Origin of the sequence: Paenibacillus tabacirhizosphaerae, assembly GCF_040812395.1 — a bacterium.
Classification (GTDB): domain Bacteria; phylum Bacillota; class Bacilli; order Paenibacillales; family NBRC-103111; genus Paenibacillus_E.
This window is the reverse complement of record NZ_JBFNXH010000002.1, coordinates 211456-236495: the sequence shown is the minus strand read 5'-3', so window position 1 is coordinate 236495 and position 25040 is coordinate 211456. Positions and strand designations below refer to the sequence as shown.

19 protein-coding genes are annotated in these 25040 nt (G+C 47.8%); 4 read left to right on the top strand and 15 right to left on the bottom strand.

Annotated features, from left to right (window positions below; genetic code table 11):
- Positions 1-50: 50 nt before the first annotated feature.
- Positions 51-1598 (bottom strand): fumarate hydratase, encoded by a 1548-nt coding sequence (locus ABRS97_RS03990; RefSeq protein WP_367811610.1) that lies wholly within the window; start codon positions 1596-1598, stop codon positions 51-53.
- Positions 1599-1722: 124 nt separating this feature from the next.
- Between ABRS97_RS03990 and ABRS97_RS03985 the strand changes: the two genes are divergently transcribed.
- Entirely contained in the window at positions 1723-2871 is a 1149-nt protein-coding gene (locus ABRS97_RS03985) for a polysaccharide deacetylase family protein (RefSeq protein ID WP_367811609.1), read from the top strand.
- Between the two features lie 208 nt (positions 2872-3079).
- Positions 3080-3661 (top strand): 5'-deoxynucleotidase, encoded by a 582-nt coding sequence (gene yfbR / locus ABRS97_RS03980; protein WP_367811608.1) that lies wholly within the window; start codon positions 3080-3082, stop codon positions 3659-3661.
- 870 nt (positions 3662-4531) lie between these two features.
- On the opposite strand, the gene ABRS97_RS03975 is transcribed toward yfbR, so the two are convergent.
- The 5 genes from ABRS97_RS03975 to citZ all read right to left on the bottom strand — a co-directional run bounded on the left by ABRS97_RS03975 (position 4532) and on the right by citZ (position 10588).
- Complete coding sequence (locus ABRS97_RS03975) at positions 4532-4960, bottom strand: hypothetical protein (RefSeq protein WP_367811607.1); 429 nt, start codon at positions 4958-4960, stop codon at positions 4532-4534.
- Between the two features lie 230 nt (positions 4961-5190).
- Complete coding sequence (locus ABRS97_RS03970) at positions 5191-6765, bottom strand: DNA-binding protein (protein WP_367811606.1); 1575 nt, start codon at positions 6763-6765, stop codon at positions 5191-5193.
- 231 nt (positions 6766-6996) lie between these two features.
- The gene (mdh, locus tag ABRS97_RS03965; protein WP_367811605.1) at positions 6997-7938 is read right to left on the bottom strand and encodes a malate dehydrogenase; all 942 of its coding nucleotides are present in this window, start codon (positions 7936-7938) and stop codon (positions 6997-6999) included.
- 64 nt (positions 7939-8002) lie between these two features.
- Positions 8003-9301 (bottom strand): NADP-dependent isocitrate dehydrogenase, encoded by a 1299-nt coding sequence (gene icd, locus ABRS97_RS03960; RefSeq protein WP_367811604.1) that lies wholly within the window; start codon positions 9299-9301, stop codon positions 8003-8005.
- A 174-nt stretch (positions 9302-9475) separates the two neighbouring features.
- Positions 9476-10588, bottom strand: coding sequence for a citrate synthase (citZ, locus tag ABRS97_RS03955; RefSeq protein WP_367811603.1), 1113 nt, complete (start codon positions 10586-10588; stop codon positions 9476-9478).
- A gap of 290 nt (positions 10589-10878) precedes the next feature.
- Here citZ and ABRS97_RS03950 point away from each other — a divergent pair, with 290 nt between their 5' ends.
- Positions 10879-12417, top strand: a complete 1539-nt coding sequence (locus tag ABRS97_RS03950; RefSeq protein ID WP_367811602.1) for a Ppx/GppA phosphatase family protein — start codon at positions 10879-10881, stop codon at positions 12415-12417.
- Here ABRS97_RS03950 and ppk1 read toward each other — a convergent pair.
- On the bottom strand, positions 12383-14506 hold the full coding sequence (ppk1, locus tag ABRS97_RS03945; protein WP_367811601.1) for a polyphosphate kinase 1: 2124 nt from the start codon (positions 14504-14506) through the stop codon (positions 12383-12385). The genes ABRS97_RS03950 and ppk1 overlap by 35 nt on opposite strands.
- Positions 14507-14721: 215 nt before the next feature.
- Between ppk1 and ytvI the strand changes: the two genes are divergently transcribed.
- Positions 14722-15858, top strand: coding sequence for a sporulation integral membrane protein YtvI (ytvI, locus tag ABRS97_RS03940; protein ID WP_367811600.1), 1137 nt, complete (start codon positions 14722-14724; stop codon positions 15856-15858).
- Between the two features lie 41 nt (positions 15859-15899).
- On the opposite strand, the gene ABRS97_RS03935 is transcribed toward ytvI, so the two are convergent.
- From ABRS97_RS03935 to ABRS97_RS03900, 8 genes are all read right to left on the bottom strand, one after another.
- Positions 15900-16295 carry an FxsA family protein gene (locus tag ABRS97_RS03935; RefSeq protein WP_367811599.1) on the bottom strand — a complete coding sequence of 132 codons (396 nt, stop codon included), beginning with the start codon at positions 16293-16295 and terminating at the stop codon, positions 15900-15902.
- Positions 16296-16307: 12 nt separating this feature from the next.
- The gene (locus ABRS97_RS03930) at positions 16308-16784 is read right to left on the bottom strand and encodes an acyl-CoA thioesterase (RefSeq protein WP_367811598.1); all 477 of its coding nucleotides are present in this window, start codon (positions 16782-16784) and stop codon (positions 16308-16310) included.
- Positions 16785-16883: 99 nt separating this feature from the next.
- Entirely contained in the window at positions 16884-18638 is a 1755-nt protein-coding gene (pyk, locus tag ABRS97_RS03925; protein ID WP_367811597.1) for a pyruvate kinase, read from the bottom strand.
- Positions 18631-19605, bottom strand: a complete 975-nt coding sequence (locus ABRS97_RS03920; RefSeq protein WP_367811596.1) for an acetyl-CoA carboxylase carboxyltransferase subunit alpha — start codon at positions 19603-19605, stop codon at positions 18631-18633. Before ABRS97_RS03920 ends, pyk begins: the two co-directional genes overlap by 8 nt.
- Positions 19595-20461: an acetyl-CoA carboxylase, carboxyltransferase subunit beta gene (gene accD, locus ABRS97_RS03915; RefSeq protein WP_367811595.1), complete on the bottom strand. Its 867-nt coding sequence runs from the start codon at positions 20459-20461 to the stop codon at positions 19595-19597. The genes ABRS97_RS03920 and accD overlap by 11 nt, the downstream gene beginning before the upstream one ends.
- 67 nt (positions 20462-20528) lie before the next feature.
- A complete protein-coding gene (locus ABRS97_RS03910; RefSeq protein WP_209974971.1) occupies positions 20529-20717 on the bottom strand; it encodes a glutamate decarboxylase in 189 nt (62 codons plus the stop codon).
- 175 nt (positions 20718-20892) lie between these two features.
- Complete coding sequence (locus ABRS97_RS03905) at positions 20893-21393, bottom strand: phosphatidylglycerophosphatase A family protein (RefSeq protein ID WP_367811594.1); 501 nt, start codon at positions 21391-21393, stop codon at positions 20893-20895.
- A gap of 63 nt (positions 21394-21456) precedes the next feature.
- Complete coding sequence (locus ABRS97_RS03900) at positions 21457-25014, bottom strand: DNA polymerase III subunit alpha (RefSeq protein WP_367811593.1); 3558 nt, start codon at positions 25012-25014, stop codon at positions 21457-21459.
- Positions 25015-25040 lie beyond the last annotated feature (26 nt).

The following is a 25040-nucleotide window of genomic DNA, read 5'->3' as shown; positions in this document are numbered from 1 at the left end:
ACATAGTAACCCTTCCTTCCGTGCCGAATCCAGTTATTTTTTTGTAAAGATTATTTGAAGACCGGTTCTTTCAAAGCAGTCAACTTCTCAAGCGAGTTTTTCTCAACATCGGCATGAAGGCTGTTGCCATGGGAATCCATCGTAACGATCGCAGCAAAACCTTCTGTTTCCAAATGCCACATGGCTTCCGGAATACCGAATTCCATATAGTCTACGCCTTCTACCTTTTTAAAGCACTGTGCGTAGTACTGTGCAGCACCACCAATAGCATTCAAATACACGCCGCCATGCTCTTTCAGAGCTGCGAGCGTTTTCGGGCCCATGCCGCCTTTACCGATAACCGCACGGATACCGAATTTCTTAATGATATCGCCTTGGTAAGGCTCCTCGCGAATACTTGTCGTCGGGCCAGCCGCCTTCACGTGCCACTCGCCGGACTCGTCTTTGCTCATCACAGGTCCGCAGTGATAAATGGCTGCGCCGTTCAGGTCAACAGGTGCATCATGATCCATCAGATACTTATGCAGGGCATCGCGTCCAGTGTGCATCGTGCCGTTAATGACAACGACGTCTCCAACTTTCAGCTGGCGGATTTGCTCTTCGGAAATCGGCGTCGTCAGCACAATTTCGCGGCGCTCTGCAGTCGCGCTTTGAGCGGCTTTCGCGCTCTCGTCAAAAGCTGCCTGGAACGAAACCTCCGTACCGCGCGGATACGACCAACCGTTTATTTCGCCGGTTTCGGCATTCAACACAACGCCTTGACGGCGGAACGCCCAACAGTTGTAAGCAACGGATACGAAGAAGCTTGCAGGCAAGCGGTTCATCACGCCGACTTTACAGCCAAGCAGCGTCACTTGACCGCCGAACCCCATTGTGCCAATACCTAGCGTATTCGCATGCTCCATCACGTACTCCTCCACTTTGCGGAGCTCTGGGTGCGGGTTCACATCGTCAACATGGCGGAATAATTGATGCTTTGCCAACTCGTAACCGCTTGTGCGGTCGCCACCAATGCCTACGCCAATGAATCCGGCGCTGCAGCCTTGGCCTTGCGCTTGATAAACCGCGTGCATCACGCATTTGCGGATACCGTCGAGGTCACGGCCTGCTTTACCCAGTCCTTCCAGATCAGCCGGAAGGCTGTACTGAATATTTTTGTTTTCGCAACCGCCGCCTTTGAGAATAAGCTTTACCTCAACATCATCACGTTCCCACTGTTCAAAATGGATAACGGGTGTGCCGGGCCCCAAATTGTCCCCGCTGTTCGCGCCTGTAAGCGAATCTACAGAGTTAGTGCGAAGCTTGCTCGCTTTGGTTGCGTTTGCTACTGCTTCAAGAATCTGCTTCTTCATAATAATTTGGTTTGCCCCAACCGGACAGTGTATAATAAACGTTGGCATGCCTGTATCCTGGCAAATTGGAGATACATTGCATTCCGCCATGTGAATGTTATCGGCAATACGGGATAGTGACAACGCAGAACGAGTTCCTTTATCCTCGTTCTCTTGAGCGGCTTGTACCGCACGGCGCACATCACCAGGAAGGTTCGTTGAAGTTTCGACAATCAAATCATAGACGCTTTGATAAAAATGCTGCATGACTAGGTCAGGCTCCTCTCTCCATTGAAAGCAATCATATTTATATAATTTAACAACAACTATTATATCATATCTCTTAAGAACTGTTCGATGTTCTTGCGAGCAAACAAGGAGATTTGCCGACATGTACAAAAGAATCGCCATCACAATTCTGCTGAGCTTGATTGGCATCAGCCTGATACTGACGCCGCTAAGGGCGGAGCGTTCCCAAGACATTTATTATCAAGACCAGGTTGCCGTGCTTATGTATCATCATATTCATGATAAAGACACCAGCTCCGGTACGATAACGACCGCACTTTTTCAAGAGCAGCTGCAATCCTTGCTGAGCAAAGGCTATCATTTCATCTCTCTTCATGAATTTAAAATGTACATGGAAGGCGCATCCGTCCCTTCCAATGCGGTGCTCGTCACCTTCGACGACGGTTATCAAAGCTTTTACACATCCGCCTATCCGATTCTAAAAAGCTTGCGCATTCCCGCTGTGAACTTCGTTATTACGAATGATTTGGCCAATCCGATGGGCTCTTATATTCCCTCGATGTCGAAAGAGCAAATTCGTGAAATGACGCATGCGACCAATTTCATTGATATCGGCTGCCATACAGATAACTTGCACCATAAGCTGCCCAACGGCCAAGCTGCCCTCGTTGGCCGACTAGATCAAAACGGTCAGCAGGAGTCTGAGGATGCTTACAAGCAGCGTGTGTCTAAGGATACAAATGCTTGTGTCGGCAAGCTCAAAGGCCTAACCGATGCACCGCTCGATACGATGGCATATCCCTTCGGCATCACTTCACCGGAAGCGACTTCGCTGATTCAGCAGGCGGGCATCCGCTACGCCTTCACGATCTCGCCGGAGATGGCAACACGCAGCGCCGATCCGCTGCGCATCCCGCGGATCAATGCGGGCAGCCCCGGCATTACGCCGGAGCTGCTGCACCGCTCGATCCAGCGCCGCATTGTTGCTCAGCCGGGCAGCGCCCCGCTGCGCGTGAATGCGGTCACTGCCGCCGAGCAGCTGGGCGGCAGTGCTGCGCCGCAAGGCGGAGCGCTCCAGCTCCGCCTCGGCGGGCAGGCATTCACCCTGCAGGTGAATGCCACGACCGCAACGCGCGGTGAAACGCGCGTTGCACTAAGAGAGCCCGTGCTGCACGAGCACGGGCAGGTCACGATCGCGCTTGACGATCTCCAAGCGCTGATCGGGCTGCCGCTCGTCTACACCCCTGCCACCGGTACGGTGGCTGAACGGGTGACGCCGAGCGTCAAATGAGAAAAGCGATGTCGCTCGAGGATGAGCGACCGCGTTTTGAGGTTGGTTTTATGCCAATCTAAATCTGTTCATCAGGGTAAACAAGGCCGTCTGGATACTCGCCAGACGGCCCTCTTACTGCCAGAAGACGAGCTTTGCCGAAGTCTTGTGGCTATTTTGCTTAGGAAACGTTACTATGATAAAACGAACTACGATCAGGGAGGATTTTATGAGCCATCACTTTTTTGCTTATTTATATCGATTAAAGTATATTGACCGCTGGAGTTTAATGTGGAATATGCGCAGGGATACTGTCGCGGAACACTCTTATTATGTCTCTGCTATCGCCCATATGCTGTGCACCATTGCCAATGAAGTATACGGGCGCAACGTGCCGACCGATCGAGTTGTTTCTATAGCCCTGTTTCACGATGCATCCGAGGTGCTCACTGGAGATATTCCACAGCCTGTTAAGCATAATAATGAAAAAATCTTGCGGAATTTCCGCGAAATTGAAGACGTAGCCGTGGAAAAATTGATCGAGACCATTCCTTCGGAAATCAGCCATGTTTACCGTTCATTAATTCAGGATCATGATAAAGAGCTATATCGCTGGGTAAAGGCTGCCGATCTGTTAGAAGCATATATCAAATGCTTAACCGAGCTCTCGACCGGCAATCGCGAATTTATCGTCGCGAAGCAGCAAATTCTAGAGAGCCTTCAGAAAATGAACATGCCGGAAATCGACTACTTCCTTACTCATATGAGCGCTTCTTTTGAGAAGACGCTGGATGAAATTACGTTGAATTAGTACCGTCATCGCCAGACATGAAAAACCTAGCGGAAGATCACAGATCACCGCTAGGTCCTTTGCTATGCTATACGATACGTTTGTGCGTGGAGGAGGGAATTGGTATGGAGTTCCAACCACTGTTAAAGTCGTGTTCCTTGATTGAACAAGGTGGTGCGAACACGACTTTAAAGGCGGCCGCTATCGCTTTTTCACCCCATATCCATTCCCTTTCTGTTCGACTTCGTATGGCCTTCTACTTCTCTTTTTCCTAATCGATCCTCGATTCGGTATTCCTATCCATGGACACGCCTGTAAGAGTAAGATTCCGGGTACATTTCGCCTCCGCTAGCTTCGCAAGAAAACCGAGGCAAGGTACCACCGGACCGCCTACTCTCCTTGCACAACGATATCAAGGGAACTACAATGCCTTATTCCACGGTAACGTCCCTTTTCTCCCCTTGAAGAGGAACTAGGGTACGTTAAATGAGCGAACCTGCACCCACAACCCACCATTTCCTGCTCTTAACGCACGGTAGTTCCGCGAAACGTCCCTACACCGAAAATACCGCCTCTTAACGCACCTACGTTCCGCTCACCTGTGCAAAAAGACGATCTATCGCGGATCGAGGCGGTATTTCAATACTCCAAACTGCTGCAGCACTTCCGGATCTTCTACGTCCATCCTTTCAAATGCTCGTACCACACGATGTGTGCGAAATCTCTCCGCCTGCAAGCTCGTCACACACTTATCTGACGACATATGCTTTCTGTAAGAATGGGTATCCCTAACGCTTTAGTTCTGTATAGGATTTTAAACATTCTATGAACAGAAAAAAGCATGTCATCTTCCCGATGAACATGCTTTTTTCTTCGTTACCTCCTCTGCATTTAAGCCAGAATTTGAGGATTCGTCATAATCAAAACAGCTAGGATAACAACGATGGCAGCGATCCAGCTGAATGATTTAATTTTACCTACGTCGGAAGCTGTGTTGCTTCCTGCTTTAGCCGCAGCTAGCAGCTTTTTCGTTCTGGCTCCAATCATGCCGGAAAGCGCGCCAATAATTAGCAAAAGCACGGTAGCCGTAATCATCCAAGCAACAGATGGCTTCGCGTTGCTAATCAAAGCCCCGCCCGTAATGAAAGCAACGATTAGAGCGAATTGACCGACTCTGTTGAAAGATCTAAGCAATCCGACGAAGCTCTCTTGAGCTGCCCCTGACAATGTGCCCGCACGCCCGGCCAGAAAAGGAAACACAACATACGATCCTAATAATAAAGCACTTACAACATGCAAAAAAATCATAACGTGGTACATATTACGCCCTCCAAAGTGTTTGTGAAATGGTTTCTTCTAGTATACCCCAATTGGAATAGGCTGGACAAGAAAGCGATCCCAACCCACCCTCAGTTTCACCATATCTTCATAAGTATATGGCATTATTTTGTCAGCCTCTACGAAAAAAATCCCCCTGAACTCATTCAATCATGAGTCCGTGGGGATTAGAATGTTTCAATACATATTTGGTATGCCTTGCATTCTAGTGCTTAGGGCAAAGGCTGAACAGCCACATTAGCAATTGTAACCGCCTCTGTAAATTTAGCTGTTGTATTCAGTCTTAAGCGCATATTCGCCGAGCCTGTGATGCTTGGATTGATTTGGACATTCACGATTTTCTCGGCATGGCCGCTTGCATCAGCAGTCAATGAGAAACTCGTGCTATAGCCGTAAGAGGAAGGCCACGTGCCACTGCTATTCTGAACTTTCGCAACCTGCGTGCCTGAACCATTATAAATGCCGAGGCTATACCCGCTTGTGGTTGAATTGACTGCTAGCCCATTAAGTATGATCTTTACCTGAAAGACGGCTTGGTTTGGCAACTGCGCTTGATGAACGAAGGCATATGGATCCGACGTATTCGTAGAGGTACTATACCCATACGATCCCGCTTTGAACGTCGATGGGTCCCACCATTTATAACCTGCTGCCGGCGTTGCCCATGGCTCCGCTTGCGGCTCTGTTGTGTTAGCCGGTTGTTCCCAGGAATAGAGCGTTGTGGCTGTATCCAAGGTTAGACCTGATACTTGCGTTAAACTCGTATAGGTTTCTTTCGTTGCCAGCCAATTCACCATATTGACCAGCAACGTTGCGTCGTTCTGTTCCTGGAATCCGGCGTAAATGGTCTTGGAGCCGCCTGTTTCTTCTTTCAAATACTTAGGCGTTGCGTCTTCAACAGGCGAGGAATCTCCGATAAATCCTGCTTTACCTCCGCTAACTTTGGCTACAGCAACGAACGGCCCCTCCGCGGTGCCTCCATTGTTGTACACCCCTTGATCCACAGCACTTGACCATTTCGTTGTTGTCGTTGGCAAATAAACGATGCCTTTGGCTTTATTAGGATCAGTTATCGCTAACGTCGAGCCTGCATGCATAGCAACGGTGGACACCCCGCTCGTTATGTTAAAAGCTTGGGTAGGGCTCACGATGTTATTCGCCGTAATATCGCCTAAAGCGTTATAACGGAACCGCACGCCGAAATTGGTCGATAACCAATCCGAACTCGCTACGCCTTGCATCGCCGTGGAAGCCGCTTCATCCGTGCTCATACCCGCTGCTGGATTCGTCCACGCCCCGCGTCGGAAACCATTGAACACTTCCGATGCATCCCACCGATTTTTGTTCCGATCGGCATTATAATGATCCCCTATGAAGAAAATGCTGCCGCCATTTTGCACATATTGCAGTAATGCGCTTTGCTCGGAGGTCTTGTACGGAATGTTCGCTTCGCCGATCACGAGTACATCATACGCGGATAGATCTGAAAGCGTAATAGGGCTTGCCTTGCGCAGCTCTTTAACATAATAACCTGCATTTCCTAAGGCATTGGCAAAATCAGAAAAACCGCCGTCAATGACCCAGTCTGCCGCGCCTGCTGTCTGTCCGTGCGTGTTGTCGAACAACACCTTTTTCCCGTTCGCTGTAGTCGGGGTAATCGTTGGAGCCGGATCATTCGGACCTTCAGCATAAGCTTGCGGGATACTTCCCAGAAAAGAAACAGATAATGCTACCGTCAAAGCAAGACCTTTCCATTTCCCCATTCCATGCAAACCTTTCTTCAACATCAAAACCCTCCATCCAATGGATAAATTAGCCAGATCTTGGCCTAGATTTATCGTAGCATAGAGATGTAGCTTCGAATAGTGCATAATCGCGAATTTACTAAAGCTATAAAAACTAGCCTGCTGTCCCTTAAAGCTTTAGTTCTATAAAGAATTTAAACATTCTAAATCTGTAAAAAAAAGAACAAGCGCCCCTGAATATCAGGAACGCTCATTCTTTTCACTATTTACGTATTAGCCCGTTACAACTTTAATTACGTTGCGTACGGAAGCCGCTGTTTTATCCAAAGCCGCTTTCTCATCGGCTGTCAGTTCGATATCCATAACTTTCTCGATACCGTCTGCGCCAAGTACAGTCAGAACGCCCATGAACAGATTGTCGTAACCATACTCGCCTTCGAGAAGGGCGATCGTAGGGATGATACGTTTTTTGTCTTTCAGGATCGCTTCAGTCATTTGCACAAGTGAAGCTGCAGGTGCGTAGTAGGCACTACCATTACCAAGCAGGTTAACAATTTCGCCGCCGCCAGTACGTGTACGTTGAACGATTGCTTCAATGCGGTCAGCTGGAATCAGCTTCTCGATTGGCACGCCGCCAGCATACGTGTAGCGTACGAGTGGAACCATGTCATCCCCGTGTCCGCCAATAACAACACCTTTTACATCTTCAACAGATACGTTCAACTCTTGAGAAATGAACGTCAGGTAACGAGCCGTGTCCAGCACGCCGGATTGGCCGATTACGCGGTTTTTAGGGAATCCAAGTGCTTGGTAAGCTACATAAGTCATCGCATCGACTGGGTTGCTAAGGATGATAACGATAGAATTAGGAGCTACTTCTTTCACATTCTCACAAACGGATTTTACGATTCCTGCGTTCGTGTTAACCAGATCGTCGCGGCTCATGCCCGGTTTACGAGCGATACCTGCAGTGATAATCACGATATCGGAATCTGCTGCATCCGCATAACTGGAAGTACCTGTGATTTGGCTGTCGTACCCTTGAACAGGGCCGGCTTCGAGCATATCGAGCGCTTTACCTTTTGTTGGGTTTTCCAATTGAGGAATATCAAGCAGAACTACGTTTCCAAGTTCTTTTTGAGCAAGCATAAGAGCTGTAGTTGCTCCTGTGAAACCTGCGCCAACAACCGTAATTTTGTTACGACGAATAGCCATTTGAGGTGCCTCCTAAGAGATTTTTTTGGATTAAAGCTGAATTCGTTTATGAAATGGAAAGAGATTAGCCCATGTTTTTGATGATTTCGTTAGCAAACTCGGAACATTTGATTTCTTTCGCGCCGTCCATCAAGCGAGCAAAATCGTAAGTAACAGTTTTGTTGTTGATGGAAGTTTCCAAACCTTTGTAGATCAGTTCAGCCGCTTCCAGCCAGCCAAGGTGCTCAAGCAACATAACACCGGAAAGGATAACGGAACCTGGGTTTACTACGTCAAGGCCTGCATATTTAGGAGCTGTACCATGAGTAGCTTCGAAGATAGCATGTCCAGTCAGGTAGTTGATGTTTGCGCCTGGAGCGATACCGATACCGCCAACTTGCGCAGCCAGTGCATCAGACAGGTAATCACCGTTCAAGTTCAATGTTGCAATAACGTCGAAGTCAGTTGGACGAGTCAATACTTGTTGCAGGGCGATGTCAGCAATCGCATCTTTTACGATGATTTTGCCAGCTGCTTCTGCGTCTTTTTGAGCTTTGTTCGCAGCTTCTGCGCCTTGCTCTTCTTTAATGCGGTCATATTGAGCCCATGTAAATGTTTTGTCGCCGAACTCACGCTCAGCCAGCTCATAACCCCAGTTTTTGAACGCGCCTTCTGTGAATTTCATGATGTTCCCTTTGTGTACAAGCGTAACAGTCTTACGGCCATGCTTGATCGCGTACTCGATAGCCGCGCGGATCAGACGCTCGGAACCTTCGGAAGAAACTGGCTTGATGCCGATTCCTGAAGTTTCTGGGAAGCGGATTTTCTTAACGCCCATTTCGTTTTGCAAGAAGGAGATTACTTTCTTAACTGCTTCGGAACCAGCTTCCCACTCGATACCTGCATAGATATCCTCTGTGTTTTCACGGAAAATAACCATGTCAACAAGCTCAGGGCGTTTAACCGGTGAAGGAACACCGTCGAAGTAACGAACGGGACGGGAACAAACATACAGATCCAACTCTTGACGAAGCGCAACGTTCAGGGAACGGATACCGCCACCGATTGGCGTAGTCAAAGGTCCTTTGATGGAGACGATGTACTCGCGCATTGCAGTCAACGTATCGTTAGGCAACCAGTTGTTGAATTTGTTGAAAGCTTTCTCGCCGGCAAAAACTTCGTACCATGCGATTTTTTTCTCGCCTTTGTATGCTTTCTCTACTGCAGCATCCAGAACGCGAACGGAAGCAGCCCAGATATCAGGGCCTGTACCGTCACCCTCGATGTAAGGAATGATTGGGTTGTTTGGAACTTGAAGAACACCGTTCTCGATGGTGATTTTTTGACCTTCTGTTGGAAGTTCGTAAGATTCGAATTGTGGCATTGTATTTCCTCCTAAAATTTGAATAAAATGTTGTTCGTGCGAGTTACGTTTGCGTTACCGCTGCAGGCACGCAAAAAGTGACGGGAGTCGCAGTACTCCCCGATCATCAGACCGGGACGGGTACCGAACTTCCCGCACCTAGAGCTTAAAGCATCATATACTAAATACTAACAATTAGCGAGCGCTAATTGGGATGTATTTTTGATTTACTGGACCTGTATACTCCGCGCGCGGACGGATCAGGCGATTGTTCTCGTATTGCTCCAGTATGTGAGCTGTCCATCCGGATGTACGGCTGATCGCGAAGATCGGCGTGAACAGGTCGCGTGGAATTTCCAAGGACGTGTATACGGATGCGGAATAAAAGTCAACGTTAGGTTTCAAACCTTTGAGGTTTGTTACCAACTCGTCAGCTTGAATGGACATATCGTACCATTTCATGTTGCCTGTAATTTTACCAAGCTCGAAAGACATTTTTTGCAAGTGCTTTGCACGAGGATCTCCGTTTTTGTAAACACGGTGACCGAAGCCCATGATTTTATCTTTGCGCTCTAGCTTGTCGTTGATGTAAGGAACAACGTTCTCAACCGTTCCAATTTCCTCCAACATCGCCATAACCGCTTCGTTAGCACCGCCGTGAAGAGGTCCCTTAAGCGTTCCGATAGCAGAAGTGATACCGGAGTAGATATCTGTCAATGTAGCAACTGTAACGCGGGCTGCAAACGTAGAAGCATTCAACTCATGGTCTGCGTGCAGAACTAATGCTTTGTCTAAAGCTTCAATCGCAATTTTATCAGGCTCTTTACCTGTCAGTTGGTACAAGAAATTAGCCGCTACGGAAGAATAGCCTTTGGAAGCGAGTGGCTCTTTACCTTCACGAATACGAGCGAACGCCGCGATGATGCCAGGAATTTGAGCTTGGAGCTTGATCGCTTTACGAACGTTAGCTTCCGTGCTCATATCGTTAGCTTCTTCATCATACAGGGCAAGAGCAGATACCGCTGTGCGAAGAGCCGCCATCGAATTTACATCTTTCGGATAAGTCTTCAGTTGCTCGATCACTGCATCAGGCACCTTGCTATGCGCGTTCAGGTCACTTTGCAGTTTCTCAAGCTCTGACTGGTTAGGCAACTTACCGAACCAAAGCAGGTAGATAATTTCTTCAAATGTCGCATTTTCTGCGAGATCATCAATATCAATGCCGCGATACGTAAGCACACCATCTACAATGGAGCTGATTGACGAGGTCGTGGCTACAATTCCTTCTAAACCTTTAGTTGCAGACATGGAATCTCTCCTTAGCTACTTTAATTAGCAAAAAATCGCTTTTTTCCTAATTTTAATAATAAATGATTTGGAGCGGTAAGTGAACAAAAGAGGACATAAAACTTCATTATCACTACCATAAGAAATCTTTTTGGCGAATGCTTTGTTCTAGGTAACCGATCAAACACACTGTACAAGTTTTTGTAAAATAAGCTGAAATATACAAGCTTCTAGAAAAGTTTGTCGGAAATGATGTAGATTGATACAATGTAGGCTAAGATGATCTGATTTCCCTACAAAGGAGCCCTCACATGAGCATGAACACCAGCATAGGTATTATGGATATTGGATCTAACTCCATTCGACTCGTCATCTATGAACGGAATGCGAGCGGCGCTTATCGTGTTGTAAGCGAGCATAAAAATTCTGCGAGACTTAGTGAAAAAATAGGTCCTGACGGACTTTTACATAGCAAAGATATCCTGTCTATCGTTCCCATCCTATCCCACTACTCGATGCTTTGTAAAGCGCACAACGTAACTACAGTCCGTATTGCTGCAACTGCTGCCATCCGCAATGCCGCGAATTCCCAAGAAATCGTTCGCATTCTTGAAGAACAAACTGGACTAAACATTGAGGTACTAAGCGGTTCAGAAGAAGCTCGCTTGGGATTCCTCGGCGTAATTAATACCATCGACATCCAAGATGGCATTATTATCGATATTGGCGGCGGCAGCACGGAAGTCACGCTATTCCGCGACCGCAAGCTGCTGCGCAGCATCTCATTTCCGTTTGGCTCCGTTAATACGACGCGGCAGTATGCGAAGAATGGTATGACGACGGAGAGCGAAGCAGCAAGTATTCGCCAAATGGTAACAGAGGCAATTGCGGCTCATCCGTGGATCGTTGATTCTCCTCCTGGACTACCGGTGATTGGACTCGGCGGCACCATTCGGGCACTAGGCAAAATGAGCCAAAAACGCTGCAAGCATTCTCTTCAGCTAGCTCATAACTATACGGTGAAGCCAGGAGAGACCGACTTCTTTCTCCAGCTTCTTTCTCCATTGGCCATTGAGAAAAGAAAGAGGGTCGACGGTCTGTCCAAAGACCGTGCTGATATTATTGTTCCGGGAATCCTCATTTTGAATACTTTGTTCGAAGCTGTAAAGGCGTCTCAATTAACCATTAGTGGTTCTGGATTACGCGACGGTCTTTTTTATGAGATCATCCGGCCCGGACAGCCTATCGTGGAAGATGTTTTGGAGGCCAGTCTCCAAAATTTATTACACCTTCATTACGGCGAAGTTATCCAGCATGTCAGACATGTCAATAAACTTGCTCTTCAGTTATTCGATGAGCTAGCTTCAACGAGGCAGCTAGCGGAACGCAGCAGGCGCTATTTGCATGCAGCTTCTCTCCTATATCGGATCGGTGCGAGTATTCACTATTATCAGTACAGCAAACACACCCAATACATGATCGCCAATGCCCGGATCGATGGGCTCAGCCACAGGGAAATTGTCATCTGTTCGTTAGTCGCTTCCTATAAAACAAAAAGCCGGACGCACCAGGCTGCCCTTGTGTACAAGGACCTCCTGCATGCCTCCGACGAAGAATTAATTATTGAGCTGGGCACACTGCTCCAACTCGCTATCGCGATGGATCTAAGCGAAACACAACCTGTTCAGCACTTGGATATGATGCAGAACAATACAACACTCGCAGTCAAGCTGCTGTGCGCGCATAATCCTGTCCTCGAAATGAAAGAAATTGCTAACCGCAGCAAAGACTTTGAAAAAAGTTGGAAGCTTAAACTTAAAGTTCAAGCTGGAGTTTTTTCCAAGACGTAATTTTCATCGCCTCGAACTGGCTCCGATAAGGGGTCAGTTCATTTTTTACCCGGACATAAATGCCATTAGGCATCAATTCTCTTGCTTTTACATTGTCATTCAATGTTAAGCGGAGAATTTGTATCATCATTTTTTTCAAAGACGGATCAAATACAGGGCACATCAGCTCGATGCGCCGCGTCAAATTACGCGTCATCCAATCTGCCGAAGACAAGTAAACATCTACATGACCGCCATTTTCGAAATAGTAAATGCGGGAGTGTTCCAGGAAACGATCCACAATCGTACGAACCGTGATGTTCTCGCTTAAGCCAGACACGCCGGGACGCAGGCAACAGACGCCGCGAACGATGAGATCAATCTTGACTCCGGCTTGAGAAGCAGCATAAAGCGCATCCACCATCTCTTGATTCGATAAGGAATTCATTTTGGCAATAATATGCGCCGGCCGACCCGCCCTGGCATGCTCGGATTCGCGCTCAATCAGCTCAAAAAGCTTATCCATCATATCCGTAGGCGCTACTGCAAAAGCCTGCCAGTCATGCGGCGCAGAATACCCAGTGATCTCATTAAACAGCGCAGAAGCATCTTCCCCAATTACAACGTGTGATGTAAATAAACCTACGTCCGTATATAAACGTGCTGTGCTATCATTATAATTCCCCGTACCTACATGCACATATCTGCGCAAGCCTTCTTGCTCCTGCCTTACAACGAGTGTGATCTTCGCATGCGTCTTCAATCCCACCAGTCCATAGACAACGTGACAGCCCGATGTTTCCAGCTTTCTGGCCCATGCTATATTCCGCTCCTCATCAAATCGCGCCTTCAGCTCAACAACGACAGTCACCTGTTTACCTGATTCCGCGGCTCTTGCTAGTGCTTGAATGATGGGGGAATTGCCGCTTACCCGGTACAACGTCATTTTAATTGCCAACACTTGAGGGTCGTAGGCCGCTTGAACGATGAAATCAGTGACCGCATCGAAAGATTCATAGGGATGATAGACAAGCACATCCTGCTCTTTCAGCACAGAGAAGAATTCTCCGGTCGTCTCAAATTCAATCGGATATTTAGGCTCAATTCGCGGAAAACGAAGGTGATCAAAACCGCTCAGACTTCCAGCCATTTTCATAAAATAGGTTAAATCTAGCGGTCCGTCGATTTCAAAAATATGCTCCGTAATCTCAAACTCATCTTGAAGTTGAGTAAGGGCATACGGGTGCATTCCTTCCTGAATTTCCAACCGGACTGGCGCTCCCCAGCGTCTACGCCTTAATTCTTTCTCGATTTCCTCCAGCAAATCTTCCGCGCCTTCTTCATTGAGCGTAAGATCCGCATTGCGGGTCAAGCGAAATGCATGCACCGCTATCGGTAAATATCCACTAAAAAGAGATTGGATGTGATGTTCGATTAATTCCTCAATGAGAATGAATTCTTGTTTCTTGCTGTTCTGACGCGAAGGAACCGGGATATACCTGGAAAGATTGTTCGGCACTTGCACAATCGCAAAATAAGGATCGTCTTCAGGATCGTCGCCTTCTCTTACAAGCACAACAGCTAAGTATACGGACTGATTATGTACTAATGGGAAAGGCCTGCTTTGATCGACAGCCATCGGAGTAAGCACCGGAAAAATAATATCATGATAGTAGGCATCCATGGCTTTCTTTTGCGTAGCGTTCAGTTCTTCATACTCTGTAAATACAATACCTTCTTTAATGAGCTGTCTGGATACTTCGCGATACGATTTGTACTGTTCAGACACCATCTTAGTCGTGCGTTTCATGATGCGCTTAATAAGTCCCGCAGGCGTGTACCCTGTAAAATCTTTTTTATTATAACCCGCCTTGATCTGATCCTTAAGCCCAGCCACCCGAACACTCATGAACTCATCCAAATTACTGGATACGATCGCTAGAAACTTCACTCGCTCAAGCAGCGGCGTACCTGGATCTTGCGCTTCTTCCAGCACCCGTCTATTAAATTCAATCCAGCTCAAATCCCGATTCAAATACATCGATGAAAATTCGCTAGCTTCCTTGAATTCTTTGTTATCCTTCTCTACTGGTTCTCGAGCAATACTCATAAAGCCCCCACCTAATCCTATTTTCAAGATTCATAACCTCATTGTACTATGCCCCATGTAGACCGACAATGCAGGTTGACCCCTTTTGCAATGTTAAGATTTTGTAAACGATCGTTTTTTCGCTTTCATTCAAGAACGTGATACAATAGAAATATGAGATAAAATGCCATTGTAGACGTTAAAAGGGCCACTTTAGGGTAAGGAGATTATATACCATGAATATCCTGAATCCGCGGTTAGTTCATCAAATTTTCAGGGGCATTTGGACAGCACTGATCCTCGTAATGGTTGGACTCGCACTTTATTATGTGACCCCGCTCATTTATCCATTTATTTTTGGCTGGATCATTGCTCTAATGCTCAATCCGCTTGTTAATTTACTCCATTTCAAGCTCAAACTGCCGCGTTGGCTGGCTGTCACGTTATCCATGCTAATATTTCTTGGCGCTATGATTACAGCCGTCACCGTGCTTGTAGCCAATATTATTGTAGAGCTAGGCTCCTTAGCGGATACGTTACAGAATCAGATTAATCGATGGGCCGATCAGTTTAACGTTTTTATTAATTCTACAGCGTTTCAAGACTGGATCGAGCGTATTAACGATTTTTTTGAAAACAACCCGAAATATCAGGAAACCGTCAATAACAACCTGTCTTCCACAGCGGGCTCACTCGCTGGCATTAGCAAATATATGATCAGTTATGTCTTCGAAACGTTAAAAAACCTTCTGACTTCTCTGCCTAACATTGCGACGCTTACCATCATCGTGATGCTGGCCACTTTCTTCATTAGCAAGGACTGGTATCAATTGATTGAAAAGTATAAAGGCATCTTCTCCGATACCATCGTAAAAACGACGCGGTTAATTCGCAACGATTTACAAAAAGCATTATTCGGCTACATACGGGCACAGCTGATTCTTGTCTCTCTAACCGCGCTTGTTGTCATCATTGGGCTTTTGGTGCTTCGCGTGGATTATGCCATTACAATCGGCTTGTTAACCGGGCTGGCTGATTTAATGCCTTATATGGGAACCGGCGCGATCATGGTGCCATGGATTCTATACGTGTTTTTCGCCAAAGGAGACATCTATCTCGGCATAGGCCTTAGTGTCCTCTATGGTGTCATCGTTGTCGCTAGACAGATCATGGAGCCTAAAGTGTTAGCCTCCTCGGTAGGCTTAGATCCACTCGCAACGCTAATCGCCATGTTTATTGGTTTAAAACTGTTTGGACTCGTAGGACTAATCATCGGTCCCGTGTCCCTCGTGGTCATTTCCGCCTTTTATCGGGCGCGGATCTTTCACGATATTGCCTCCTACATAAAAAAAGGCTCGGCCTCCACCAAATAGGTTGGGAGGACCGGGCCTTTGTTGTTTTCTCCGACTAAAGACTATCTCCGGAAAAAGAAGTTGGTGCGTCCTCTGCTGATTAGCTTTTGAATAAGGGCAAGCAGCATGACTTTGAAGATTGGACGCGCAAAAGGAAACACAAGCAAAAATCCAAAAATGTCAGTGACGAACCCGGGCGTTATTAATAAAATGCCGCCAAGGAAAATGCATATGCCATCCAGCAGGGATTGTGTCGGCAATTGTCCTTGCGACCACTCATAGCGGGCGTACTCCCACACTTTGCGTCCTTCGCGTTTGGCGAAATAGGCGCCAAGGAAGCCGCTTACTACAATGAGCGCAAAAGTCGTCCAGCCTCCAATGAAATGGCCAAGGGTCATTAAAACAGTGATTTCAATTGCTGGCACAAGGATAAAAATGGCTAGTAGGATGCGGTACATAGGCTCATCTCCTTAGAGTTGCTGCTTCGTCAGCAGTTGCCATAAATCCGGCGCTTCCTTCTCTATACGTACGGGCTTCCAAGAAGGATTCACCCACACATGACGAGTTGTTCCAGTCACCAACAGCTCGCCTGTTGGCTCAGGGGATGCATCAGCCTGCGCATCATCATCCATGTCTGCGGATTCGGCTTTTTTGCGAATTTCATAATCGAAATCGATCCTTAATCCGCTGGCATCAGACACCCGAGTATAAATGCCAATGAGATCATCATATCTTGCAGGCTTCCTGAACTTGACAGCAGCCTCAACTAACGGCAATAAGAGCCCTTTTTCCTCAATTCTACGGTAGGGGTACCCCAGCTCCCGAATTAGCTCCGTTCGTCCGATTTCAAACCAAGTCAAATAGTTGGCATGGTACACAACCCCCATTTGATCGGTCTCTTCATAGCGTACGCGTAACTGGTGGTGAAACCATGGCAGCATGCTCATGCTGTTTTCCTCCTCGTTTTCAGTGAATGCAAATGGTAGCAATGTACAAAAAAGAGTGAAGCCGAGAACCATCTCGCTTCACTCTTGCTGTTAATACACTTACAGGACTTGAGCTTGTCCAGAGTAAATGACGCCAACTTCTGGATAGATCGATACTTCTGTGCCGTCTTGAATAAGTTCAACGGCATTTTCCACGCCAACGATGACTGGGATGCCTAGGCTTAACGCAACAACCGCAGCATGGGAAGTAATGCCGCCCACCTCAGTGATTAATGCGGAAGCTCTTTGAACAGCAGGCATATACTCTTTGTCAGTAGAGATTGTGACGAGAACGGCTCCGTCTACCATTTTCGCATTCGCTTCTTCAGGTGTGCGAGCCGTTACGACTTTACCTGTTGCCGTTTGAGTGCCGATTCCTGTCCCTTTGGCAATCATCTCACCTACGTGATGCACTTTGATCAGGTTCGTTGTCCCGGAACGACCTACAGGAACACCAGCTGTGATCACAACGATGTCGCCCAGGGAAACAATACCTGATTTGATGCTGCTGTCTACGGCAAGGTTGAACAGCTCATCCGTTGTTTTCGCTTCAACGCCTTTTACTGGAATAACACCCCATACGAGGGATAAGCGACGAATCACTTGATCGTTAGGCGTTACAGCGATGATAGGCGCTTTCGGACGATATTTGGATACCATTCTTGCTGTATATCCGCTTTCTGTTGCAGTTAGGATTGCCTTCGCGCCCAGTTCCAGTGCAGAGTTAGCAACAGCTTGCGAAATCGCTTCTGTAACCGTTACTTGCTGCGCCTGCGCTTGACGAAGGAAAATTTCTTTATATTCCAAAGCTGCTTCCGCACGTTCCGCGATGCGAGCCATCGTTTCTACAGATTCTACCGGATATTTACCAGCCGCTGTTTCACCAGACAACATAACAGCATCCGTTCCGTCGAACACGGCATTGGCAACGTCACTTGCTTCTGCGCGAGTTGGGCGCGGGTTACGCTGCATGGAATCCAACATCATCGTAGCTGTAATAACCGGTTTACCCACGATATTACATTTTTTGATCATTTGTTTTTGAACGACCGGTACTTCTTCCGCCGGGATTTCTACACCAAGATCTCCACGGGCTACCATGAGTCCATCGGAAACTTCCAAGATTTCGTCTAGGTTCTCAACGCCTTCTTGATTCTCGATTTTACTGATGATTTGAATATGCGTCGCGTTATGTTTCTCGAGCAGTTCGCGAATTTCCATAACGTCGCTAGCTTTGCGCACGAAAGATGCGGCAATAAAATCAACGCCTTGTTCGATACCGAAAACGATATCGTTGGCATCCTTTTCTGTGATACCCGGAAGACTGATCTTTACGCCAGGCACGTTCACGCCTTTTTTACTTTTGATCGTTCCGCCATTGACGATGCGGCATTCAATTTCCGTACCGCGAATATCAACAACCGTCAAACCGATCAAACCATCGTCGATCAAGATCGTGGAACCAACTTGAACGTCGCGTGGCAAGTTCTCATAGGTTACCGAGATACGCTCAGCATCGCCAAGAATCTCTTCGGTTGTTAAGATGAGATGCTTGTCCTGTACAAGCTCAATCGGCTCTTCTTTCAATTTGCCGGTACGGATTTCCGGACCTTTGGTATCCAACAAAATCGCTGCTGTTTTGCCTGTTTCTTGGCATGCTGCGCGAAGGTTACGGATACGTGCGCCGTGCTCCTCAAAATCTCCGTGGGAGAAGTTGAGACGGGCAACGTTCATTCCCGCTTCGAGTAGCTTTTGCAGATTTTCTTGTGACTCGCTTGCAGGTCCAATGGTACATACAATTTTCGTTTTACGCATGGTTTCCCTCCTGAATGAATGTGAACCTACCGATGTCTCTAAATTTACGGTATCGGTCCTCAAGCAGCTCCTGTTCGGTCATGTCGAACAATGATTGAAGCTGTTCCCAAATCGCTGTCTTGATGAACTCGGCTTGCGCCGGCTGATCCCGGTGTGCACCGCCCTTAGGCTCCGGAATAATACCGTCAATCACACCCAGTTCCAGAATGTGATCAGCCGTGATTTTCATGGCTTCTGCCGCGTGTAAGGCTTTGGAAGCGTCTTTATATAAGATGGAAGCCGCACCTTCGGGACTGATAACCGAGTAGATAGCATTTTCCAACATTAACACCTTGTTGCCAACGCCTAATGCGAGTGCGCCGCCGCTTCCGCCTTCGCCAATGACAATGCAGATGATCGGCACACGAAAAGAGGCCATTTCCAGCAAATTTCTGGCAATCGCTTCTCCTTGCCCGCGTTCTTCTGCCGCATTCCCTGGGAATGCGCCTTTAGTATCGATAAATGTCACGATCGGTCGCTTGAACTTATTCGCTTGGCGCATTAAGCGAAGCGCTTTGCGGAAACCTTCCGGATGCGGACATCCGAAATTACGAGCGATATTGTCCTTCGTATCTTTACCTTTTTGGTGTCCGACAACTGTTACTGGCACACCATTCAGTTTAGCGATGCCCCCGACGATCGCGAGATCGTCTCCATACAGCCTGTCGCCGTGAAATTCTATAAAATCAGTAAAAATCGACTGAATATAATCAAGCGTCGTCGGCCTTTGCGGATGACGGGCTAATTGCATCTTTTCAGCAGATGACATACTGGCGTATAGCTCGTCCTCAAGCTCGGCATATCTTTCTTCCAGACGACGAATTTCCTCTGAAAAGTCGATCTGCTTCTCTGTGCCGAATTTGCGCAATTCCGCGATCTTGCTTTTCAGTTCTGCCAGCGGCTGTTCGAACGGCATTTCACCCGCCATAAGTCGCATCCCCCTTCACTCCGTGCATGTCGAGCAGCTTGATTAACGTAGGCCTCATATCTTTGCGGCTTACGACTTTATCAAGCTGACCGTGCTCCAGGTTGAATTCAGACGTTTGGAAATTGTCCGGGAGCTTCTGTTTGATCGTTTGTTCAATGACGCGGCGGCCTGTAAATCCAAATGGCGCTGCAGGCTCGGCAATAATAATATCTCCCAGCATAGCAAAACTAGCCGAGACCCCGCCGAAAGTCGGATCGGTAATAATCGAAATGAACAAGCCGCCTTCATCGCTAAGCTTGGACAAAGCAGCGCTGGTTTTCGCCATTTGCATTAAACTTAAAATACTTTCCTGCATGCGGGCTCCACCTGAAGTGGAGTAGATAATAATCGGATATTGCTTCTGAATCGCCGTTTCGACGGCTCTTGTAATTCTCTCACCCACAACGGAGCCTAGCGATCCGCCCATGAAATCAAAGCTCATCGCAGCAACGACTACCGGGTAGCCGCCGATCGTGCCTTCACCAGTGACAATGGCATCCTGCAAATTAGTGGAGCTTTTCGCTTTGTCCAATTTCTCTGCGTAATCAGGAAACTGCAAAGGATCCTCTGAGATCATGTCTTTGTCGTATTCGAAAATCCGACCTTCGTCGAGTGTCATCTGGATGCGTTCCATCGCGTTTAATCGATAATGATAGCCGCAGGCTGTACAGACCTTCAGGTTCTTCTCCAGCTCTTTGCTCGTCTGGATCGTTCCGCATTTCGGGCATTTATTCATTAAACCTTCGGGAATTTCCCTTTTTGTTTTCTCGGAAGGAATGGTCGCATATTTTCGTTTTTGAAATAGATCCTTTAGCACTTTTCCACCTCTACTTGGCTTTTATCGTGAGTATCTGACAAGCCACGTTTACTTACTTCTACATCTTCTATCTATGTAAAATAGAGTTCAGCACTTCTTGCACTTCTTCCAGCTCCCCTTCGGGAACGAGAATTTCAAACTGGTTTTTGGACAGGTTGATACCTCGAACCTGCACGAGAAATCCTTCCTCCGACAGCCTCTGTTTAATCCGCTCAGCAATTCTGGCAGTAGGAGCAATATAAATCACCGTCCACATGAAAAAAAACCTCCTATGAAGTGCAACGACCTGTATAAGTGCAAGTTGGCAACGATGACTAGGTAAACCTTCTTATAGGCATAGGGACACACAATGGAATAATGATATCATAATTACTCTTTTTACCGCAACAGAGCACATTTCTCAAAAATAAGGAAGTCTGGACAGTTATTCACTAGTCCAGACGAATTTTTCGGCTATAATCATGGGCGTGCTCGTTCTGATGGGCTATTCGCGCAGACGCGGCAGCCGCTAGTCCGCAGACAAGATCGTCCAGAAAAACATGCACAGCAGCACGGTTATCATTTAATGCTCGAATAATACCAATTTTTTCTTTGTCCAAATACCCGAAGCTTGTAAGTCCGATCATGCCGTATACATGAACAATGCCCAGAGCGAGCGTTTCATCAACGCCGTAGAGGGGCTCATCCGCTTCAAGAATCGACTGCAGCGGTTCGGGAAGCAGCTTTTTTTCGGCTAGCTCATCCAAGGCAATCCCCGTATATAACGTATACTGAACTTCACGTTTTCCGAGTACAGCGAGCACGCTGTCTACACACTCTTCTTCCGTAAGTTGATCATTGTAGGGTTTTTGCAATTTAAATACAATCTCAGCAATTTGCTCGACGGTGACGCCGCGTTTTTGAAGCAATTGAATCATATGTTGTTCGGTCATCTGAAACCTCCTCTTACCTTCGGAATCAATCAGGTTCCTATGTATATGCGGAGGAAGACAACTTTATTTCACTCTGACCGAATCTTTGCCCATGATGGTCTCAATCATACGGATCAGATCCTTGGAAGGATCAACCAGATATTGATCGCTGAGGGCCAAGAGCTTGTTGCTGCTTTCGTAGAAAAGCGCAACCGCTAGCGGACCTCTATGCAGCTTCAGCAGCGCCTTCAGCTGAAGGAGCTTATCCGGCTGTTCACGATCAGCCGGGATCTTGATGAACACCCGCATCGCCGGTGATTCCGGCGCGGGTGCATGGCCAGCGCCGCCCGCGGCCTGCGGCCGGGCTGCGCTTGTCCGCGCAGGCTGCGCCGCTGCGCGGGTGTCCGTGCGGCCCGGCTGCCGGCGCAGCCGCTGGACGGCCGCAGGGTCGTCCAGCGCAGCAAGCTGCTCCGCGAGCAGCTTGGGCGGATCCTCGTCCTGAAGCTGCAGCTTCGCACGGACGAGGACGAGACGCCCTTTCTGCACAAGCGGAGCCGCGTTCTTCCAGGTCTCGGGGAATAAGACAACCTCGACCTTATCGATGTGATCCTCCAGCTCCATGAACGCCATAGGCTGGCCTTTCTTCGTCACGATCGTCTTGTTCGAAAGAATCGAACCTGCCACGATCACTTCGCTGTTATCAGGCAGCTCTTGAAGCGCATGCAATTTATCCGCTTCAAGCTCAGTCAGAAGCTCTGCGTAAGCATCGAGGGGATGTCCTGAAATATACATACCGAGAAGCTCTTTCTCATATTCAAGCTGCTTGCTCTGCGCCATCGGAGGAATATTCGGCACTTCAACCTCCCAATTCGGCTCTTCGACGAAACCGAACAAGTGCAACTGAAGATCATCGCGTTCCTTGCGCCACTTCGTGGCCGAAGCGATGGTTTCATCCAAAATGGCCATCAGTTGCGCGCGATGCCCGCCTAGCGAATCGAATGCGCCGCCTTGTATCAGCGACTCAATGACCCTTTTGTTGCACACGCGTAAGTCAACGCGTCTACAGAAATCTAGCAAACTCTCAAATGGAGACTCTATGCGTTCATGGAGGATCGCGTCAATCGCATGGGTTCCCACATTTTTGATAGCAGCCAGGCCGAACCGAATCGCGCCTTGACGATCCGGCGTAAACACCGTGCCGCTGCCGTTCACATCCGGCGGCAGCACCGCCAGCTTCATACGGCGGCACTCATCGACGTATTCAGCGACTTTGCGATGATTACCCATTACGGCCGTTAACATCGAGGCCATGAAATAGATCGGATAATGCGCCTTCAAATAGGCAGTTTGGAAAGCAAGCACGCCATATGCCGTCGCATGCGCCCGAGGGAATCCGTAATCGGCGAATCGGACGATCATATCATAGACATGATTGGCCTCTTCGGCACTAAACCCTTCCCGTAAACTGCCGGCAACGAAATGTGTCCGTTCTTCATCGAGCACTTCGCGCTTTTTCTTCGACACGGCTCTCCTTAATAAATCCGCTTCGCCTAAGCTGAATCCGGCCATCGAGGAAGCAATTTGCATAATTTGCTCTTGATACACAATGATTCCATAGGTATCGCGAAGAATAGGCTCCAATGACGGATGCGGATAAATAACTTCCATTTGTCCGTGCTTCCCTGCGATATATTTAGGAATAAATTCCATTGGACCCGGACGGTACAAGGCCAACACTGAAATAATATCTTCAAAAACAGATGGCTTTAAGTCTTTGAGCACTTTACGAACGCCACTGCCTTCCAATTGGAAGACCCCTGTCGCATCACCTTTGCTGAGCATTTCATAGGTAAGAAGATCGTGATCCATATCTAATGCATTGAAATCAATGCGAATGCCTTCCAATTGCTCGATCCAATTCAGCGTCCGTTCAATGATGGAAAGCGTCCGCAAGCCCAGGAAGTCCATCTTCAAGAGACCGATAGCTTCCAAATGCTCCATCGTATACTGCGTGAGCGCCGTTTCCGCAGTTCCTTCCTGCAAGGGGACGTACTGCGTCAACGGTTCTCTGGAAATCACAACTCCCGCCGCATGCGTTGATGCATGGCGCGGCATGCCCTCTACGCGCATAGCCATTTCCAGCAATTCTGCTGTTCTAGGCTGCTTGACAGTCAATGCTCTCAGGTCGGAACTGACCTGCAAAGCTTCCGACAGCGTCATGCCGAGCTGATTAGGAATCATTTTGGCCGCACGATCGACCTCGCCATAAGGCACATTCAGAACCCGACCGACATCTCTGACAGCCGCTTTCGCCGCCATCGTTCCGAACGTAATAATCTGTGCCACGTGCTCTTGGCCATATTTGGCAACTACATAATCAATGACTTCATCGCGCCGTTCGTCGCTAAAATCGATATCAATATCCGGCATCGTAATCCGCTCTGGATTCAAGAACCGCTCAAACAACAGCTTATATTGCAGCGGATCAACATTCGTAATATGCAGGACAAAGGCTACGAGACTGCCCGCCGAGGAACCCCGCCCCGGTCCCGTCATAATGCCCTTCTCATGAGCAAACCGGATGAAATCCCACACAATCAAAAAATAATCCGAAAAGCCCATATTCTCTATGACGCCGAGTTCATAGGCCAAACGCTCTTCTGCTTGCTTTCTGAGCGGAGACTGGGGTAAATGCCACTCGTCCTTAGCCCCGTACCGCTGTTCAAGACCTGCAAGGCATAGCTCTTTGAGATACGCTCCAGCTGTCAGACTCTCAGGAATGGGCTGGAACCTAGGTAAGATCGATTTCCCAAACTCCAGCTCAAGCTCGCACCGCTCGGCTACAACGCTTGTATTGGTCAGCGCTTCCGGAACATGAACGAATAGCCTTTTCATCTCCTCTTCGCTCTTCAAATACATCTGGCTCGTTCCCATGCGAAGCCGGTCCTTGTCATCCACCGTTTTGCCAGTACCGATACAGATTAGAATATCTTGCATCACGTGATCGGGTTCCGTCACATAGTGCACATCGTTCGTAGCTATAAGAGGGATTCCCGTTTCTTTGCTGAGCTCAATCATTGAAATCATCACTTTTTTCTGCTCAATCATGCCGTGATCTTGAATTTCAAGAAAGAAATCGTCACCGAAGATGTCACGATAGCGCTCAGCGGCCTTCCTGGCCTCATCTTTGCGGTCATGGAGCAGGTGTTGTGAAACTTCACTGCCCAGACAGGAACTCAAACAAATTAAACCTTCCGAGTGTTTAGCCAAATGCTCATAATCAATACGCGGTTTATAGTGAAAGCCCTGCAAATGTCCAATCGAACAGAGCTTCATTAAGTTCTGGTAGCCTTGATGATTTTTGGCGAGCAGGATCAGATGGTAAATGGGCTGCTCCTGCCTGGTGCCCTTTTCACGAATAGAACCCGCTGTATAGTAAGCCTCGCAGCCAATAATCGGTTTAATTCCTCGCTGCTTGCAAGCCTTGTAGAAGGCGATTGCGCCGTACATGACTCCATGATCCGTCAGAGCCAGAGAAGTCATGCCAAGAGCAGCCGCTTGCGATACCAGTTCCTCCATACGCGCAGCACCATCTAATAAGCTATATTCACTATGCACATGCAAATGGACAAACGAACTCATCAGCATTTCCTCCTGTCTCACGTTTT